Source organism: Spirosoma aerophilum (assembly GCF_054782495.1).
In genome coordinates this window covers 466440-483899 of the sequence record NZ_BAAGSJ010000017.1, presented here as the reverse complement: position 1 = coordinate 483899, position 17460 = coordinate 466440, and the positions used below count along the sequence as shown (strand labels likewise).

15 protein-coding genes and 1 tRNA gene are annotated in these 17460 nt (G+C 51.3%); 9 read left to right on the top strand and 7 right to left on the bottom strand.

Going from position 1 to position 17460, the window contains the following annotated elements; genetic code table 11:
• Positions 1 to 114: 114 nt before the first annotated feature.
• The 5 genes from fabD (at position 115) to ACYVK4_RS24360 (ending at position 3871) form a co-directional block, all read left to right on the top strand.
• Positions 115 to 990 carry an ACP S-malonyltransferase gene (gene fabD, locus ACYVK4_RS24380; protein WP_461130178.1) on the top strand — a complete coding sequence of 292 codons (876 nt, stop codon included), beginning with the start codon at positions 115 to 117 and terminating at the stop codon, positions 988 to 990.
• 125 nt (positions 991 to 1115) lie between these two features.
• Positions 1116 to 1186, top strand: a tRNA-Gln gene (locus tag ACYVK4_RS24375).
• A gap of 315 nt (positions 1187 to 1501) precedes the next feature.
• Entirely contained in the window at positions 1502 to 1759 is a 258-nt protein-coding gene (locus ACYVK4_RS24370; RefSeq protein WP_461130177.1) for a hypothetical protein, read from the top strand.
• A gap of 285 nt (positions 1760 to 2044) precedes the next feature.
• Positions 2045 to 2608, top strand: coding sequence for a cupin domain-containing protein (locus ACYVK4_RS24365; RefSeq protein ID WP_461130176.1), 564 nt, complete (start codon positions 2045 to 2047; stop codon positions 2606 to 2608).
• A gap of 90 nt (positions 2609 to 2698) precedes the next feature.
• A complete protein-coding gene (locus ACYVK4_RS24360) occupies positions 2699 to 3871 on the top strand; it encodes a threonine aldolase family protein (protein WP_461130175.1) in 1173 nt (390 codons plus the stop codon).
• Between the two features lie 27 nt (positions 3872 to 3898).
• Here the strand turns inward: ACYVK4_RS24360 and ACYVK4_RS24355 are convergent, their stop codons facing one another.
• Together ACYVK4_RS24355 and ACYVK4_RS24350 are read right to left on the bottom strand one after the other, a co-directional pair.
• On the bottom strand, positions 3899 to 4378 hold the full coding sequence (locus ACYVK4_RS24355) for a hypothetical protein (RefSeq protein WP_461130174.1): 480 nt from the start codon (positions 4376 to 4378) through the stop codon (positions 3899 to 3901).
• Positions 4379 to 4578: 200 nt separating this feature from the next.
• Positions 4579 to 4986 (bottom strand): Hsp20/alpha crystallin family protein, encoded by a 408-nt coding sequence (locus tag ACYVK4_RS24350; RefSeq protein WP_461130173.1) that lies wholly within the window; start codon positions 4984 to 4986, stop codon positions 4579 to 4581.
• A gap of 280 nt (positions 4987 to 5266) precedes the next feature.
• Here ACYVK4_RS24350 and hemC point away from each other — a divergent pair, with 280 nt between their 5' ends.
• From hemC to ACYVK4_RS24335, 3 genes are all read left to right on the top strand, one after another.
• Positions 5267 to 6193 (top strand): hydroxymethylbilane synthase, encoded by a 927-nt coding sequence (hemC, locus tag ACYVK4_RS24345; protein WP_461130172.1) that lies wholly within the window; start codon positions 5267 to 5269, stop codon positions 6191 to 6193.
• Entirely contained in the window at positions 6190 to 6627 is a 438-nt protein-coding gene (locus ACYVK4_RS24340) for a GNAT family N-acetyltransferase (protein ID WP_461130171.1), read from the top strand. Before hemC ends, ACYVK4_RS24340 begins: the two co-directional genes overlap by 4 nt.
• 71 nt (positions 6628 to 6698) lie before the next feature.
• Complete coding sequence (locus ACYVK4_RS24335; protein WP_461130170.1) at positions 6699 to 8015, top strand: ABC transporter permease; 1317 nt, start codon at positions 6699 to 6701, stop codon at positions 8013 to 8015.
• Between the two features lie 74 nt (positions 8016 to 8089).
• Here the strand turns inward: ACYVK4_RS24335 and ACYVK4_RS24330 are convergent, their stop codons facing one another.
• From ACYVK4_RS24330 to ACYVK4_RS24310, 5 genes are all read right to left on the bottom strand, one after another.
• Entirely contained in the window at positions 8090 to 9136 is a 1047-nt protein-coding gene (locus ACYVK4_RS24330) for an adenylate/guanylate cyclase domain-containing protein (protein WP_461130169.1), read from the bottom strand.
• Positions 9133 to 9513 (bottom strand): response regulator, encoded by a 381-nt coding sequence (locus ACYVK4_RS24325; protein WP_461130168.1) that lies wholly within the window; start codon positions 9511 to 9513, stop codon positions 9133 to 9135. Before ACYVK4_RS24325 ends, ACYVK4_RS24330 begins: the two co-directional genes overlap by 4 nt.
• A 72-nt stretch (positions 9514 to 9585) precedes the next feature.
• Positions 9586 to 10641, bottom strand: coding sequence for an alpha/beta hydrolase family protein (locus ACYVK4_RS24320; RefSeq protein ID WP_461130167.1), 1056 nt, complete (start codon positions 10639 to 10641; stop codon positions 9586 to 9588).
• Positions 10642 to 10703: 62 nt separating this feature from the next.
• Entirely contained in the window at positions 10704 to 12074 is a 1371-nt protein-coding gene (locus tag ACYVK4_RS24315; protein WP_461130166.1) for a sensor histidine kinase, read from the bottom strand.
• Positions 12071 to 15253: a cyclic nucleotide-binding domain-containing protein gene (locus ACYVK4_RS24310; RefSeq protein ID WP_461130165.1), complete on the bottom strand. Its 3183-nt coding sequence runs from the start codon at positions 15251 to 15253 to the stop codon at positions 12071 to 12073. The genes ACYVK4_RS24315 and ACYVK4_RS24310 overlap by 4 nt, the downstream gene beginning before the upstream one ends.
• Before the next feature lie 401 nt (positions 15254 to 15654).
• On the opposite strand from ACYVK4_RS24310, the gene ACYVK4_RS24305 reads away from it, so the two are divergent.
• On the top strand, positions 15655 to 17283 hold the full coding sequence (locus tag ACYVK4_RS24305; RefSeq protein WP_461130164.1) for a SulP family inorganic anion transporter: 1629 nt from the start codon (positions 15655 to 15657) through the stop codon (positions 17281 to 17283).
• The last annotated feature ends 177 nt before the right edge of the window (positions 17284 to 17460 follow it).

Sequence of the window (17460 nt, the reverse complement as noted above, 5' to 3'; positions counted from 1 at the left end):
AACACACTCAATAATGCTTTGATAAACAAGAACTTACCGAACCATGTCCGTTTTATCTTTTGAACAGTCCTATTTATCCGGCTATTTTGCACCATCAGTTAGTTCATCTCTATTATGAAAGCATACGTATTTCCCGGTCAGGGCTCCCAGTTTCGGGGTATGGGTCTGGACCTCTATCAACAATCCGAAGCGGCACGCCAACTGTTCGACAAAGCCAATGAGGTGCTGGGCTACAGCCTGACCAGCATTATGTTCGAAGGGACCGACGAAGACCTCAAACAAACGATCTATACACAGCCCGCCGTTTTCCTGCACGGTGTCGTGATGGCGATGACGACCGAGTCCTTTTCGCCCGAGATGGTGGCGGGCCACTCGCTGGGCGAACTATCCGCGCTGACAGCAGCGGGCGTACTTTCCTTCGAGGATGGGCTGCGGCTGGCATCCGTTCGGGCTACGGCTATGCAGCGTGCCTGCGAACTGGTACCCTCGACTATGGCGGCTGTACTGGGTCTGGCCGATGAAGCCATTGAACGGGTATGTGCCGAGATTACAGATGAGATTGTGGTACCCGCCAATTACAACTGCCCCGGCCAGGTGGTTATTTCGGGAAGCGTAGCGGGTATTCAACTCGCCGAAGAACGCCTGAAAGCCGCCGGTGCCAAACGTGTTGTACCCCTGGCGGTAGGTGGCGCCTTCCACTCTCCGTTTATGGAGCCCGCCCAGACCGAATTTGCCGAAGCGGTTCAAAATATGCCTTTCAGCGCCCCCCGCTGCCCCGTTTACCAAAACGTGAATGCCGAACCAACAACCGATCCGCAGCAAATTAAAGCCAATCTGATTGCTCAGTTGACCTCGCCGGTACGCTGGACTCAATCGGTGGAGCGGATGGTGGCCGACGGGGCTACGGAGTTTTATGAATGCGGACCGGGCAAAGTATTACAGGGATTAATTAAAAAGATCAGTTCTGCTACGCCGGTTGCGGGTATTTAGGAATTGATAGATTCCTGATAATCAATTAAAAGGCGATATACCGGCACGAAAAAGCCATTTTTTTTGTGCCGGTACTTGTTTTTAACCCTATGCATCTGTTACCTTTGCACTCGCAATTACAAAACAGTCCGATAGTATAAGGGTAGTACGACAGATTTTGGTTCTGTTTGTGGAGGTTCGAATCCTTCTCGGACTACAGAAAAAAGCCGCTTGATTCACATCAAGCGGCTTTTTCTATTTTCCGCCCATCTTATATTACTGTAGGGCTATTCCCTGTCACCTACGCATCGGCACAAAACACACTACCTGTCAGGACATTCCTTTTGGCATTCGTATCGTTGTCCTTTGTCTCCAGCATTTGATGTAAACACAAGAGTTGTATGCTACCTATTATGGGTACATGTTCCTATCTTTTAATACAAATTTAACTGGATTCGTTACTTGGCGGCTCTTCAGATATGACATAGATACGGATTTGCTTAGTAATTTTGCTTAGGTACAATCCACAGCCATGTTAAAGACGCAATACCATATTGGTGACGCTGTCGTATATGTCGACAGTCAGTTTAAACCCAGATTAGGTGAAGTAATCGATATTGACGCCCAACGTCAGAAAGACGGCATCAAAACTCAGTTTTTATTAAATAACGGCCGCTATTATCAGGCGAGTGAGCTATTTCCGAATGTAGCAGCTGCCAAGGCGTTCTATCGCAAGCATTTTAAGGATTTGCTGGCTCGTTTTGATGAAACATCCCTGGCAGCTGAATAAAAATCCTGCTTAAGGGTTTCCACGAACGGGTTCAGAGCCTGCCCCTCACATCATCGGAGCACTTCCTGTGTATTTGCATGACTACCCTTCCAATTTCGTAGACTACGGATGTTAATCCGCTAGTTCCATAAGAAAAATCTACAAATTAGGTAAAGGCTGGCTGCCATAGCCTAATGCTTCGTTCCGTTCAATAAAAGCTTTCCGGGTTCTATCTGGCTACGGGTATACCTTACTCGCTCAGAGGAGGAACCCTGATGGTCTAAACACCTCAAACTGAAGGCTTTTATGAAACGCAGAACGTTTATTCAAACCACTTTGGCCGTTGCTCCCACGGCGTATACGGTTGGTAAGACTCAACCTACGCTCGATCGGGCTACTAAAGGCTTCAAAGTGAACCGGGGCGAAGGCCGATACCACGGGCATATTCAGCTTAAGGGTGTCAATGCGAACATTCTGGATGTGAAAGTATTGGGAAAAGACACGGATGGAGGTCTCGCCGTTTTTGAACAAACCTCGCTTTCGCCCAAACGAGGCACTCCACTACACGTGCACCCCAATCAGGACGAGATGTTCCATGTACAGGAAGGTGAGTATGCGTTTCTGGTCGGAGAAGATAAGTTTCGGCTACAGACCGGCGACAGTATTTTTTTGCCCCGCAACGTGCCGCACGCCTGGACGCAGATCAGCGACAAAGGCCGGATGACCGTCATTTTTCAGCCCGCCGGCAAGATGGAAGAATTTTTTGTGACGGTGGCGGGCTTAAAAAGTGAGCCATCCAAAGAAGAAATGGCCAAAATTTTTGCCGCTAACGACATGCGGATAGTTGGCGGCCCTTTAGTCGTGGATTAATGGAGGCCGATGCAGCAACAATCAATGGGTTGACTATATTTAGGGGTAAAGGTCAATCCTGACTTCCCTGTTTATAACCAAGCTCACTGCATGTTTACCCGAAGAGACTTCCTGCGCGTATCCAGCCTGTCGGCCGTACCGACGGTATCAACGCTGGGTCATTTTCCGTACAACCTGGCACCGGCTCCCGTGATGGCCGAAAAAGTGCGCTTTAACGGTGACGGCCCTTTGTATTCGCCTACGGAATTCATCGCCAAACTTCAGCAGATCAACAAGGAGCACCCTATCGAATGGGACTTCTACGCCAAAGGGGGCAGCGTTGATAAATTAACGAGCGAGTTTGCGCGTATAACCGGCAAAGAAGCGGCTATTTTCCTACCCTCCGGTACGTTGGCGAATCAACTGGCCATTTCGGTACTCAGTGGCGAAAACACCAAAGCTTTCGTGCAGGAAACCAGTCATGTGTACCGCGATGAAGCGGATGCGGCCCAATCTGTCTTTAGCAAGCGGCTTATTCCGCTGGCACCGGGCAAAGCGTATTTTACACTGGATGAACTTCAGCAATCCATTGACTTCCATACGAAAGGCGAAGTTTTTCCAAGCGGCATTGGCATGGTATCCATCGAAAACCCGGTCAGGCGGTGCGATGGCCAGTATGTGCCAATTGATGAGATCAAAAAAATAGCCGCCTTTTGCCGCCAAAAAGGGTATAAGCTGCATCTGGATGGTGCTCGTATTTATCTGGCAGCTGCCTTTTCCGGCACCTCTGTCAGCGAGTATGCATCGTATTTCGACACCGTTTACATCTCACTTTACAAATACCTCGGCGCGGCTGGTGGAGCGGTTTTGTGCGGCTCTAAAGACGTTATCGGCCGGATGGATCACCTGACCAAAATACACGGGGGTGTTGTGTTTATGAACTGGGCCAATGCCGCTATGGCCCTGCACCACCTGCAGGGACTGGATGATCGACTGAAAGGCAGCGCTATACAGGCGCGACAGTTATTTACCCAGCTAAATCAACTTCCGGGTATTAATATCACCGAGATTACCGGCGGGACAAACATTGTCAACCTACAGGTATCGGCTTCGGTCAATGCCTCAAAACTGAGAGAGATTCTGTGGGCCAAACACGGAATAGACCTGCCACCCGCCAAAGCTGATGGCTCAATGAAACTGATGATCAATGAAAGTCTATTAAATAGGACAAACGACCAGCTTGTGGCAGCGTTCACCGAAGCCCTGACTTCGGCCAAAGCTTGATGATTTCCCGATAAGGGACTGGAGGGCTTAGTTAGCCGAGCGGCACTGGCTGATGGCGTTGTCGAAGCGTTGCTTCATTTCCTGTACCAGCTTTTCATCCGTCGTATTTAAGGTGAAGGAACTATGACCATCTTCCCCTTTTGACCGAATCTTTTTGGAGAAAATACCCACCTTCATTTTCCCCTTCACTTTGTCGCCCGGAATATCGAGCAGGAGCGTGTATTTACCTCCGCCTGCTGGCTTATAGCTCACTTTTTTAATTTCTTTCAGCGGCCAGTTCATGTTCATCTTCACGGCAATACCATCCTCTTTAGTATCAACGGCCATCATCATCTGACAGTCGCTGAAGTTGAATATTGGCGTAACGTTGTCTTCTTTATCCGTTACGAGGCTATTGAGGTGCTGTTTCAGCCAGTCAGTATTGTTGGCAAGGGTCTGAGCGTGAGTAGTCAGGGCGAGCAGTAAGCTCATACCCACAAAAAGCGGAGCGATTTTCTTGAAAAGCATAGACGTTTACTTGAGTCAGGAACGTCTAAATATACATAGGATGATGAAAAAATGAAAAGCCTTAAAAATCAAAAAGCCGCTTCCGTAGAAGCGGCCTGAACTCATCTATAGGCTACAGAACCAACTGTGAGGCTCCGGGAAGAAATACACAAGCTACTTATGGAAAAGCTGGTAGATAACCACTTCACCTGGTTCACTTTCTAGAAGAGGTTTTTGATGTCAATCCGACGGTGCATATGCTCTTTGTCTTTAAAAGGCAGCATAACCATCACCTGACCGTGTTCATGAATGGCTTCGATCTGGTCGGCGTCCACAAAGGATGGTATGTCGAGCACCCGCAAGAACATAGGAACGGCTAGCCGCTGGCTCGTACCGTCCTGAAGAGACTGGTTCGATGTGCTAACCAACAAAGTATAAAGAACCAGTTTGTTGCCTTCAACCAGCACATTAAACGAGTTAGCACTGACGCCGGGAGCCGACAGGGTAATGACCAGGCGTTCGTCTTCGCGCTCCACATTCATGGTTGTTTGAGTCGAACCACCGTAGAGCGTATTCAGCAAATCAATTTGACCGCCTGTTCCCTGAAACACATTTTCTATCGCTTTCATAGTGGATGTTGTTTACTGTTCAAGTATATAGTATTAGACAAACGTCGTGCCTAATGGATTAATCGGGGATTTTGCCGCCGGTTTGTCAGCTAAATCAGGATAATTTGGGCCAATTATGCCGTTTTGACACGACGGAAGCCGATTCAGCCATTTTAGCAGTTTTTTACAGATTCATCAATAGTGTTGCCATTTGTGGTCTGACTGTGGTTGTCTTTCTACACATCACCACAATGGAGAGACGTACAAAAAGCCGGTTTTCATGCCGTATCTTTGTTCTATCATGCATATTCGAATTGGAACACGAAGCAGTCGCCTGGCGGTGTGGCAGGCCGAACATATACAATCCTTACTTCATCAGGGCGGTTTGACCTCTGAGTTAGTTCTCATTGAAACCAAAGGCGATCTGGTTCTCGACCGATCGCTGGCGAAGATTGGCAGTAAGGGCGTTTTTACGCAGGAACTGGAAGACCAGCTGCGCTCCGGTGCGATTGACATTGCGGTTCACAGCGCCAAAGACTTACCCTCCAGTCTCCCGGCCGATCTGCACATCATTGCCTTTACCGAGCGCGAGCCCGCCAACGATGTGCTCGTTAGCCGAAATAAAGATCTTTCGCTGCGGGGTGGCGAATCGTTTCGGATTGGCACGTCGTCGACCCGACGCGTTGCTATGCTCAAGCATTATTGCCCGCACCTTACAACCGTCGACATGCGCGGGAACCTGCAAACGCGACTCCGCAAGCTCGACGAAGGGCAGTGCGATGCGCTCCTGCTGGCCTATGCCGGGGTGCACCGGATGGGTTACGACGAGTTCATTGTGGATCGACTGCCCCTCGATGAGTTTACACCCGCCGTTGGGCAGGGGAGCATTGCCATTGAAGTAGCGACATCGCTGACCAGCGCGGTGAGCGAGGCCATTACCCCCCTGATCAATCACGCGCCCACGGCGGCCTGTCTGCGGGCCGAACGGGCTTTTCTGGCCCGACTCGAAGGCGGCTGCAGCATTCCGTCCTTTGCCCTTGCCCAATGGACCGAACATGAAACCATCAGCCTGACGGGTGGACTGGTAAGTCTGGACGGGAGCCAGTTGCTCCGGGAAACATTTACGGGCCCACCCGAAGAGTCCCACTTGCTGGGGCACTCCCTGGCCGAAGCCATTCTGGCACGCGGTGGCGACACCTTACTTTTGGAAATCCGCGCACACTTATGACCCCTACGATTGCCCAGACCGATGCCGACATCCGGCAGTGTTTGCCCGCCATGCTGGCGCTGCGTCAGCACTTGACCCCCGAACAGGCCTTTGAGCAGATTCGCTTTCAGCAGGAAAATGAACGCTTTGTGCTGGCGTTTATCCCGGCCGGGGACCCATCGGAACCGGCACCGGCCGTCGTTGGCTACCGGATGATGAATTTTCTGTACTGCGGTAAAACGATTTACATCGACGACTTGTCGACGCTGCCCACGGCACGCGGAAAAGGCTATGGCAGTGCGCTGGTCGATTTTGTGATCGAGCAGGCCCGCCAGTCAGGTTGCCAATGCATATCGCTCGACTCCGGTCAGAACCCGGCTCGCTACGATGCACACCGGCTGTATCTGAACAAGGGATTCAATATTACCAGCCATCATTTCAAGCTGGATCTGTAGTGTATTCTTTACACGCAAAAAAGCCTTTATTTGCGTTCTTTGCAGCTTAGCGGTTAAATCCTGATAGACAAATGAATTTGTTCCGAATTAGTTGGAGTAATCTTAAAGACAAACCCCTGAGCAGTTTTTTGAGCGGGCTGCTGATGACATTCGGTATCACGATTATTTCGTTGCTGCTTTTGCTCAATAAGCAGTTAGACGATCAGTTCCGAAAAAACATCAAAGGCATCGATATGGTGCTGGGGGCAAAAGGAAGTCCGCTCCAGCTGATTTTGTCCAGTATCTACCAGATTGATTCGCCCGTGGGTAATATTTCGCTCGAAGAAGCCCAGCGACTGACGCGAAATCCGATGATAAAAACAGCCATTCCATTGTCGATGGGGGATAATTATCAGTCGTTTCGGATTGTGGGGACCAACAAAAAATACCTCGATCACTTTGGAGCCACCGTTGCGCAGGGGAAATTATTTGAGCAGGATCTTGAAACGGTTATCGGTCCCCGCGTAGCGGCTGTTACGGGATTGAAAATAGGCGATACGTTCTCCGGCTCACATGGCCTCGACAAAGAGGGCGAAGTACATGCCGATACAAAATATAAAGTTGTGGGCATCATGAGCCCGACCAACACGGTTACCGACCAGCTTATCCTAACGCCCCTGTCCAGCATCTGGGCCATCCATGACCATCATGAGGAACATGAAGCAGCAGCCGGCAGCAAGTCAAAAGAAGAGCATGAGGAGCCTCACGATGAAGAAACACGCCCGACAGGCATGGTAGCCGGTCCGATGCTTGCCAGACCAATGCTCGCCGGGCCGGCGCCTGACGCTTCGGAAGAGCCCGAAGAGCCGCGTGAGATTACCAGTATGCTCATTAAATTTCGGAATCCGATGGGCATGATGCTGGCTCGTGGCATCAACAGCAACTCCAAACTTCAGGCAGCCTTGCCGAATATCGAGATCAACCGATTATTCTCTCTCCTCGGCGTAGGAGTCGAGACATTGCGGGGCCTCGCCATTGTGATTATGCTTATTTCGGGCATCAGCGTCTTCGTATCGTTATACAACTCCCTGAAAGAGCGACGGTACGAAATGGCTCTAATGCTGTCAATGGGTGCCACGCGCGCCCAGCTTTTCGGAATGCTGCTGCTCGAAGGGCTCGTGCTGGCGTTGATTGGATTTATCCTCGGCATTTTGCTAAGCCGGGTTGGGCTGTGGTTATTTTCGAGCAGCGTCTCGTCGGAGTACCACTACAACCTGGCCGCGTTCGGTATTTTACCCGAAGAGTGGGTTTTGCTCGGTGTTGCTATCCTGATAGGCTTGCTGGCCGCTGCCCTCCCCGCCCTGGGCGTCTACCGCATGAACATCTCCCGAACCCTGGCTGAAGAATAAGAAGAGATGTATGATGTATGATATAGCTGGCCGCGAAAGCAATACATCATATATCCTACATCATACATCTCTCTTCACCCCAGCACGTTATACACCACGACCGGAGCCGATTTGTTTTTCAGGGTCACTTCGCCAATACGTTCGCAGGTGAACGATTCAGCAATTTGTTGCTGGGCCGATTCAACAATTACGATTTGACCGGCCTGCGCTACGCTCTGCAGGCGCTGGGCCATGTTGACAGCATCGCCGATGACGGTATAATCCAGCCGACGGAGCGTAGCTGAGCCAATATTGCCTGACACCATCTCGCCGGTATTGATACCAATGGAAACCTGGGGATGGTAATTCGGATGGTTCGGTAAATTATCTTCCAGCGCGGCCACCTGCGCCCGAACAGCCAGGGCGGCCTCTACAGCCCGGTCGAAGTGATATTCCCCCCGAAAGACCGCCATAACGGCATCGCCCATGAACTTGTCGACGTAGCCGCCCTGGGCAATAATCTCTTTGACCATGACATCGAAATAGCGGTTCACGAGCCGCACGACCGTATCGGCCGACTCGCGCTCGGAAATGGCGGTAAACCCACAGATATCGATAAAAAGGACCGTTGCCACGACGATCTCACTGGCTGATAGGGATGTTTCGAACTCGGGCCGATTCATAAACGTCAGCACCGACTCATCTACGTACATCCGCAGAATATTGTTTTCTTTGATGGCCTGAAGCGTTTGCCGGAGCTGAGCTACATACTCCATCGTTTTCTGCATGGTCAGCTCCAGATCTTCAAAATTGACAGGCTTGGTCACGAAGTCGAACGCGCCCCGGTTCATGGCGGTGCGGATGTTATCCATATCTCCATAGGCCGATACGATAACCGCTTTGAGCATCGGATTGCTCTCGTGCAGCTTCACCAACAGCGTCAGGCCATCCATACCCGGCATGTTGATGTCTGTCAGCACCATGTCGACATCCGGTTGCTGAATCAGCATTTCCAGGGCTTCGGTCCCATCGTGTGCAAACACAAACTCGTACTGCTTTTCTCTGATCTGCCGCCGGAACTTCTGCTTTATAAGTAACTCAAGGTCTGTCTCATCATCGACCACCATTATTTTGGCCTTCATGCTAGATCGTGGAGTTTTTGTTTGAGAAGTGTGAAGTCGAGCGGTTTCGTCAGAAAATCATTCGCCCCCAACTGTACAGCCTGCTGCTGGGATTCGGGATCGCCATAAGCCGTGATCATCATAACAACGGGTGGTGGCGGTGCCTGAAAATCTTCCCGGATATGGCGCAGCAGCTCAAAGCCGCTCATCCCGGGCATGTTTATATCCGACAGAATGAGAATAACCTCCGATGTGTGCCCGGCCAGGTAGGTCAGGGCTTCTTCGCCCGAATTGGCGAATTCCAGCTGAAACTCGGCACTCCGAATCTCTCGACGAAACCGCTGCAGGAAAAGGTCCTTTACGTCTATTTCGTCATCAACTACTAAAATTTTAGTCATAAGAAAAGGAAGGCTAAAGATCAAAGATAGAGGGTTTTGAGTAAGGCATGATCACCTCAATCGGGTTCGTGGTTATCGGACGGCAGCAGGCGGGGTCAGATAACGGGCCAGAAATCGGTAAATATCGTCGCGCGATTCGCGGGCCAGCTTTGTATCAAGTCGGTTGAAACTATGCCCACCCGGTGCATCCTGATAAATTTTATAGTCAAACTTTTTATCGTGCGCCTTCAGGGCATTGATCAGCGACTCCACTTCCAGAACATTGACATCTTCGTCATTGGTATTGGTATGAATGAGCAAGGGCGTTTTCAGCTTCTGTGCATTCCAGACCGGCGACCGACGGCGGTACTCAGCCACGTTATCAGACGGGTCTTTGCCAATGTGCGTGGCTTCTGAAAATATCGTTCTGTAAGCCTGAGGTTTATACCCCAGGCGGGCAATGATGTCCGTAACGGGCACACCGGCATACGCCACCTTATAATCGTCGGGATGATCGAAAATATTCATCAGCGAGATCATACCGCCGTGGCTCCAGCCAATAATGCCTACACGGTCAGGATCGACCTGCGCCATGTTTTCGACCGCCCAGCGCTTACCCGCCAGCACATCGTCATTTTCATAATCGCCGTAGTCGATCTGTTTATAGAACTCACCGCCGTAGCCAACGCTCCCCCGGTATTCGGGCGCGATGATGAGATAACCCTGATCCAGCAATTCACGAACGACGTGGGCGTAGAGCCTACTAAAGTCGCCGTGGATGCCATCATGGACAAAAATGAGTAGCGGTAACTTCTTCGCTGATGCGAACTTCCGGGGAGTGAATGTATAAGCCGGAATGACAACCGGGTTGTTGGCCCCCTGCCCCGTTGGGTTTTTGATCACATGGGGCGGTTTGCTGGCGTAGCGAATTTTATCAATGACGGCAACATCGCCCAGTTTCTGGTACCAAAGCAAATCATCGATCGTTTTGGTTAATCCCTGGTTGGCAAAGCGGAGATTTTCTTCCAGCATACGCACCCGTTCGTTCAGATCGGCGGGTGAGGCCGTTACCGTGGCTGGCGGTGTACTTTGGGCAGAAACTGCGTACGAGATAAAGAGAAGAAAACAACAGAAGTAGACATTACGCATGGGTTGATGAATGGTTAAATGATTACTTATTTTCCGTTCAGGTAGTTGTATTCATCGGTCAATTAAGCAGGCAGTGTAATAATAAACCTCGTCCCTTCCCCTTCTTTGCTTTCTACTTCCATAGTGCCGTTATGGCCTTTTGTTACAATATCATACGCGAGCGACAGGCCCAGGCCGGTTCCTTCGCCGGTGGGTTTAGTCGTAAAAAATGGTTGAAAGATCTTCGTTTTCAGGTCTTCAGGAATACCGGTACCATTGTCGCTGACGGTGATCACCGCTTCGCCATCCGCGCAGCGCGTCGCAATGGTTACCTCTGGCTGATAAGTGGCGACTCCACCCTTTTTCTGACGCTGCTGAACGGCATAAAACGCGTTGGTCAGCAAATTGAGCAGTACGCGGCTGATGTCTTGCGGCACAACGCTTACCTGCCCAAGCGAGGTATCGAGATGGGTACTGAAGAGTGAATTGAAGCTTTTATCTTTGGCCCGTAAGCCATGGTAAGCCAATCGTATATACTCGTCGCAGAGTGCGTTGATATCCGTTGGTTCGCGCTGTCCGGTATTCGTACGCGAGTGTTGGAGCATACCTTTTACAATGGAAGCCGCCCGCCCGCCGTGGTGATTGATCTTTTGAAGATTCTGCTTTAGATCGCCCAATATTTCGGCTTCCAGACCCGGATCTCGGTCGGCTCTGGCCTGCTCTTCGGCCAGTTCGTCGATGAGTTCGATGCTTACTTCCGAAAAGTTATTGACAAAGTTGAGGGGGTTTTGTATCTCGTGGGCAATACCAGCGGTCAATTCACCCAGGGAGGCCATTTTCTCACTTTGGATCAACTGAGCCTGCGTGGCTTTCAGTTCGACGAGGGCTTGTTGCAGTTCATCTTTCTGCAGACTGATTTCGGCCGTTCGCTCAGCCACCATGTACTCGAGTTCCTGCTTTTTCGCTTCGATAACGCGTCGTTGCTCGGCTTCCAGAAGGCGCTCCTGCTCCAGTCGGAGAAACGTTTTTTTCTGGCCATTCGCAATGAGGGCAAACGTAAACAGCCAGATCAGGGCGAATCCGCTGCTTGTCTCGAACTCACCTTCATTCGCCTTATAAAAATCGGAAGCCAGATGTTGAACCAGATCCCGAATAACGTAGATGATGGCAAGGGGAGTTATACCCAAAAGGAGTATTCGAGCGTGCCGCAACTCATACAACTGCCAAACAGTATAGGCAATTGCTGCGTAGACAATGACCAGATACCAGGTTAACCATGGATTTGGAAACACCCATCCAAGGCCAATTAACACAAACCCGGCTAGCCACACTCGTTTTAGTAACTCATCCCACCGAGGTAACCGGGTAGATGTTTCCAGAAATTTACGAACGTATCGAATGGCGAAAGGGGCCATTAAAATGGCGACCCACGTATCATTATCTACCCAACTCATACGGTCTGTTCGTTAACACGTTTCGACTGGCTGGCAATAAATTCATTCTGCCGTCGAATTCGACCCGACAAGCTTTTAACAATACTACGAAGAACCTCGCTCCGTTCCTCCATCAAATCATAAAAATCGTCCTGATCAATGCGCAGGAGCCGGACATCGGTAATGGCTTCGGCAGTTGCCGAGCGGGCTTCGGTATCCAGCAGCGCCAGTTCGCCAAAGAAATCGCCCCGTCCAAAGCGAGCCAGCTCCGTTTCGCCATCCAGGATCACCACTTCGCCCGTGTAGATCACGTACATGCCCGTTCCCAGGTCACCTTTATGAAAAACAGGCTCACCAGCCGGGTAAGCTTCTTCCTTCATGATGGGCGTGATACTGGCCAGTACGTTTTCGGGCGTTTGCGCGAACAGGCTGGTTTGAGCTAACAGCAACACTCGGTCGTAAGCTGAAATTTGATCCGTCGGATGGGCAGCGTGAGACATAAGCAAGGGAGATAGAGACGCAAAACGAGATTGTAATTCCTGCTGGGCAGCCAGCGCATCGGCAGGTGGCAGGCTTCGGAGCACAACGCTGATGGTCCAGGCTGAAAAGATTGTCTCCCCGGTCCGCAAAATATAGGCCCGAATCGGCTCCGAATCGGTAAATGGCCCAAGCTCCACGTCGAGAATCCGATTTTTCTCCGTTCTCGGCAGATCATCCACCAATACCTGCAATGTCTGGTAGGTCGCTCTGGGAATCAGGTTGTCGAGCATTTCCAGAGCATTGGCCCGGCGTTCGCGGGCGGGATGCCCCACCCCCAGCCGTGCCCCGGCAATGGCTTCCGAATCGTAAAGCTGCATTAATATGTCGAAAAGCCGCTGCACCAGCACCGACAGTTCGTAATCGAGCGTATCGGTAAGCGCAGCATCGGTAAGGCTGCCGTGCAGCAGTCGCTGGGCCAGCCGCACCTCTTCCTCCATAATCGTGCGGAACAAGGCATCGTCGGCAGGTTCGTTCGCGAAATGACGAAGGGCCCGTAAGGCCGCGCTGCGCACGACCCGATCCGGTTGCTGTGCCAGTCCATTGAGCAACTGACGGCTTTCAGGTGTATGAATAGCACCACATACGGCAGCTATTCGTTCCAGCGTCAGCCGGTCGGAGGTCGATTGCCGAACTGTCCGTAAAGCAGGAATGGTTTCGGTTCCCCGCGCCTTGAGCGACTGAGTTACGACCCGCCCAATGGTTTTGTTGGTCAGGTTTTCAAGTAGAAACTGGGTCAGACCCGGGTTGACAATGTGCCCCGCTGCGGCAATAGCGGCCCGCTTTACATCGGTATTGGAACTGGTGAGCCGCTCAGTAATTAACGGTGCCAAATCGGTCAGGTGCAGCGTGGCAATCAGATGCAGTGCCATTTGCTGGTGCGCCGGGTCTTTATCCGTAGCGAGCCGGGTCAATACAGCCTGGGCTTCGGCATTATGCGGGTTCAATTCCAGCACCCCTTTAATGGCGCCCTGTCGTATAAAGATGTCCGTATGATGAAGGAGTGGGGCCAGTTCAGCGGCTTCGGCATTGATTCGCCTTCCAAGCAGATAGGCGGCCTGCTGGCGCAGCGTCGGTTCATCGTCTGTCAGGGCAATATGGGTCAACTGGCGAACGGGCACCTTCTGGTCGACATGGGCAATCACGCCCAGGGTTCGGCGTCGAACGGCCGCAAGGGAGTGGGTCAGTAATGTCGGAATATGCTGCGCCAGTGCGGCCGGGTCATGGGCATCCAGCCAGCCAATGGCCGTCAGCACATCGTCGGGACGTTCACTTTGCAGCTGACTGATGAGGCTTGCCTTTGCGACAACCGGCATGGCCAATTGGTCGCGTTCCAAAAACCGGCGGCCAATGGCATCGTTCAACTCGTGGAGGTACCGTTTGTAGGTGTGGCGTAATAGCCAGACGCCCGCAGCCAGCAGAAGTCCCCAAACCAGCGCCCCACCGGAGTCTAATGTAGCATGAAGCAGAAAGATCAGCAAGCCAGCTACACCCAGGCCAATCGGTTCGTACAGACCTTTCGCCAGGGTATGCCCCTTAAGCCGTTGAGGAGGGAGCAGCGGCTGAAACAGCACCAGAAAGACAGGGTCGAATAGCGCCCGCCGAATTACCTCGAAAACCAGGTAAAGGCCACAGAAATAAATGAGCAGCACAGTTTCATTGACCACAAAATACCGGATGATTATCAGACCGGCCAATCCGGCCAACGCTATCCAGGGCAACGTGAGCAGTGATCGCTCGACACCAAACTGGTCCAGCACCTGCCGCGAGAGCAGCAGTTTGGCCAGCATAGCCACCCCGTATGTCAGGGCCAGCACATAGCTCACATACCGGATAACATCGGTCTGGTCGTGAAACCGGTGCTTCACGTTCATGAAGAAGTTGTATTCGATTTCGGTGGCAACGGCGGCCAGAACCGCCAGACTCAGGCACATGTAAAAGATCAGCTCACTCCCCCCAAACCGCTTTCCGATCAACCTCGATGGTTCCCGCCGGGCTATGCGCTCGGCACCGTGGGGGGCGTGCACCTCGTGCGACTGGATGGTCAATCGAAGCACGTATAAAGCGGCTAAAAAGGCACCAAACGCGACCAGCAACAGCCGCAGCACATCGGCATGGGCATGCACAAGCGCAGCCAGGATGGCCCCTATCGCTTTGGCAGGCATATCGCCCGAGCTGATCACCCCAAACAATCGCTTGCTCTGGCGCGTATCGAACACCACGGCCGACACGCCCCAGAATTCGAGGTTAGTGAGCAGGTAAATGACCCGATATCCCGTCATAATAGCTACCGCAGCCGCCACCGAATGGCCAACGATCACTAAAATCCCCACCACTACCGTCATCACAACGGCAGCCATCAGCACCCGAACGGCCAGACTTCGCAGGAGCAGGTGATGCTCAAAATAGGCGTATAGCCGACCCACCCCGATCATCGCCACCGCCGACGCGATATAGGCCACAGGCAGACTGGTTTCGGGGTTATTTTCCAGCAGGATGGCATTGGCGGCCACATAGATCAGGATGGTGCCAATACCCAGTAAGAAATTATGAATAAAGAATAGCCCAACCGTTCGACTTTCCTCCGGCCGGATGCCTAACACACGGTGCCATCGTTGAGTAGAGGAAGCCGGTTGAGAAAAAGAGTCTGCACCAACAAGCATAAGCAGGATTTACGACGCGATTTTATCGTCAAATATAAGCATCTGCGCATGAGAAGATAATAGGCAGCTGATGAATAAGTGACATTGCCGTGATTGAGACTAGTAAAAAACAATTTTATGTCTATTGATTTCATCTCCATCCTACCAGGCCCTTTTACCCATAAACGTATAGAGGAGACGTATTCTCTCTTACGCTATTAACTGCGCAAGTCGATCCAGTCAAATTGGCCTCCACCACAACTTATTAAATCATTGGCATTTGACCTTTTACACCAAATAATATAATCCTAATTGAGCAAAATATAGACATTAACCTCTTTTTAATGCTACGTTAATAGCAGGTTAATATGGTTTGACGAACCTTGTATATATAATTCCCCCTAATGTAACTACGTACATACATGAATACATACGTTAAGCTTACCACTCACTACATCCCGGCAAAAGGTCTTGCCGGACTCAAAGAAAATTGGCAGTCCGATTTGTTATCAGGCTTTCTGGTCTCCTTGATCGCTCTTCCTTTGAGTCTCGGCATTGCCTCGGCGAGTAACTTCCCCCCCATTATGGGGGTGTTAACGGCCATTGTTGGCGGCTTGATCGTGGCTTTTTTTGCAGGGTCGGAGCCGACCATCAAAGGGCCCGCTGCGGGGTTGATCGTTATTGTGGCTGGCTGTGTAGACGAACTGGGCAAAGGAGACAACGAACTGGGCTGGAAACTGGCTCTGGGCGTCATTGTTGCCGCCGGGGTCGTTCAGGTACTGATGGGTGTTTTGAAAGTTGCCAAACTGGCTGACTTCTTCCCGCTATCGGCTGTGCACGGTATGCTGGCCGCTATCGGTATCATTATTATGTCGAAACAGATTCACCTGGCGGTAGGTATTGCCCCTTCAGAACTGAAGGGCAAAGAGCCCCTCGAACTGATTGAAATGGTACCGCACAGCCTCAGCCATATGGAATGGCACGTGGCGGTAATCGGTGTGGTGAGTTTAGTTATTCTGTTTAGCTGGCCAAGCCTTAAAAGTGCCGCCATCAAGCGTATCCCACCCGCCCTGGTTGTTCTGGTTGTCGCCATAGCCCTCGGGTTGTTCTTCCACCTGTCCGACACGAAACTGTATAGCGCCATCAAACCACTGGTCAACCCCGGTGATTTTACACTCTCTTACAATGCCAGCTTTGGCGCATGGTCTGGCGATAGGCTGCCCATCGCCTTAAAATACCTGGCCATGTTTGCACTCATTGGCTCGCTCGAATCCCTCTTGACGGGTAAAGCCATCGACCTGCTCGACCCCTACAAACGCAAGTCGAACCTGAGCAAAGACTTAACCGCTGTGGGTATTGGCAACATAGGCTCGGCCCTGCTGGGTGGCCTGCCCATGATCTCGGAGGTTGCCCGTTCGTCGGCGAACTTAACAAACGGCGGAAAAACCCGCTGGGCTAACTTTTTCCATGGCGGCTTCCTGCTGATCTTCGTCGTAGCGCTGGTTCCACTTATCAAACTGGTACCGGTAGCGGCACTGGCGGCCATTCTGATCGCCGTTGGTTTTCGTCTGGCCGCTCCCAAAGAGTTCCGCCACATGAAGCATATTGGCTCTGAACAACTGATCGTTTTTGTGATCACGATCATTGCTACCCTAACCACCGACTTACTGATCGGCATTGCGGTAGGTATTGTCACCAAGCTTCTGATTCAGCTTGTACTGGGTATGCCTATCAAGTATTTGTTCAATCCTGATCAGGAACTAGCCTCAGAAAGTGGGCATCACACCCTCACGATCCGGGGTGCTGCGGTGTTCACCAACTACCTGTCCATCAAAAATCAACTGGATACCATTCCACAGGAAGCCGGTCAATCTGTAACGGTCGACCTGCACCGGGCGCGCTACGTTGACCACACGGTTATGGAGAATCTGCACAACTACGAGCGTGATTTCCAACTGGCCGGTGGCGAGTTTCATATTATTAATCTCGATGACCATAAGCCCATGTCAGCACACCCACTGGCAGCGCGCCGGAAGCGGGAATTGGCTTAGGGTCCTCAATAGCCGATTAAAAAAGCTACCTCTGGTCAGGGGTAGCTTTTTTAATTGTACTGCACCGGAATAAGATTATCAAACTCAACAGGAAGATTATTGGTTTATTCAGATGGTACTACCCTGTTTTCCGACAGGAAATCTTTTTTTACAATAAATATCAATTTTCAATTGTTG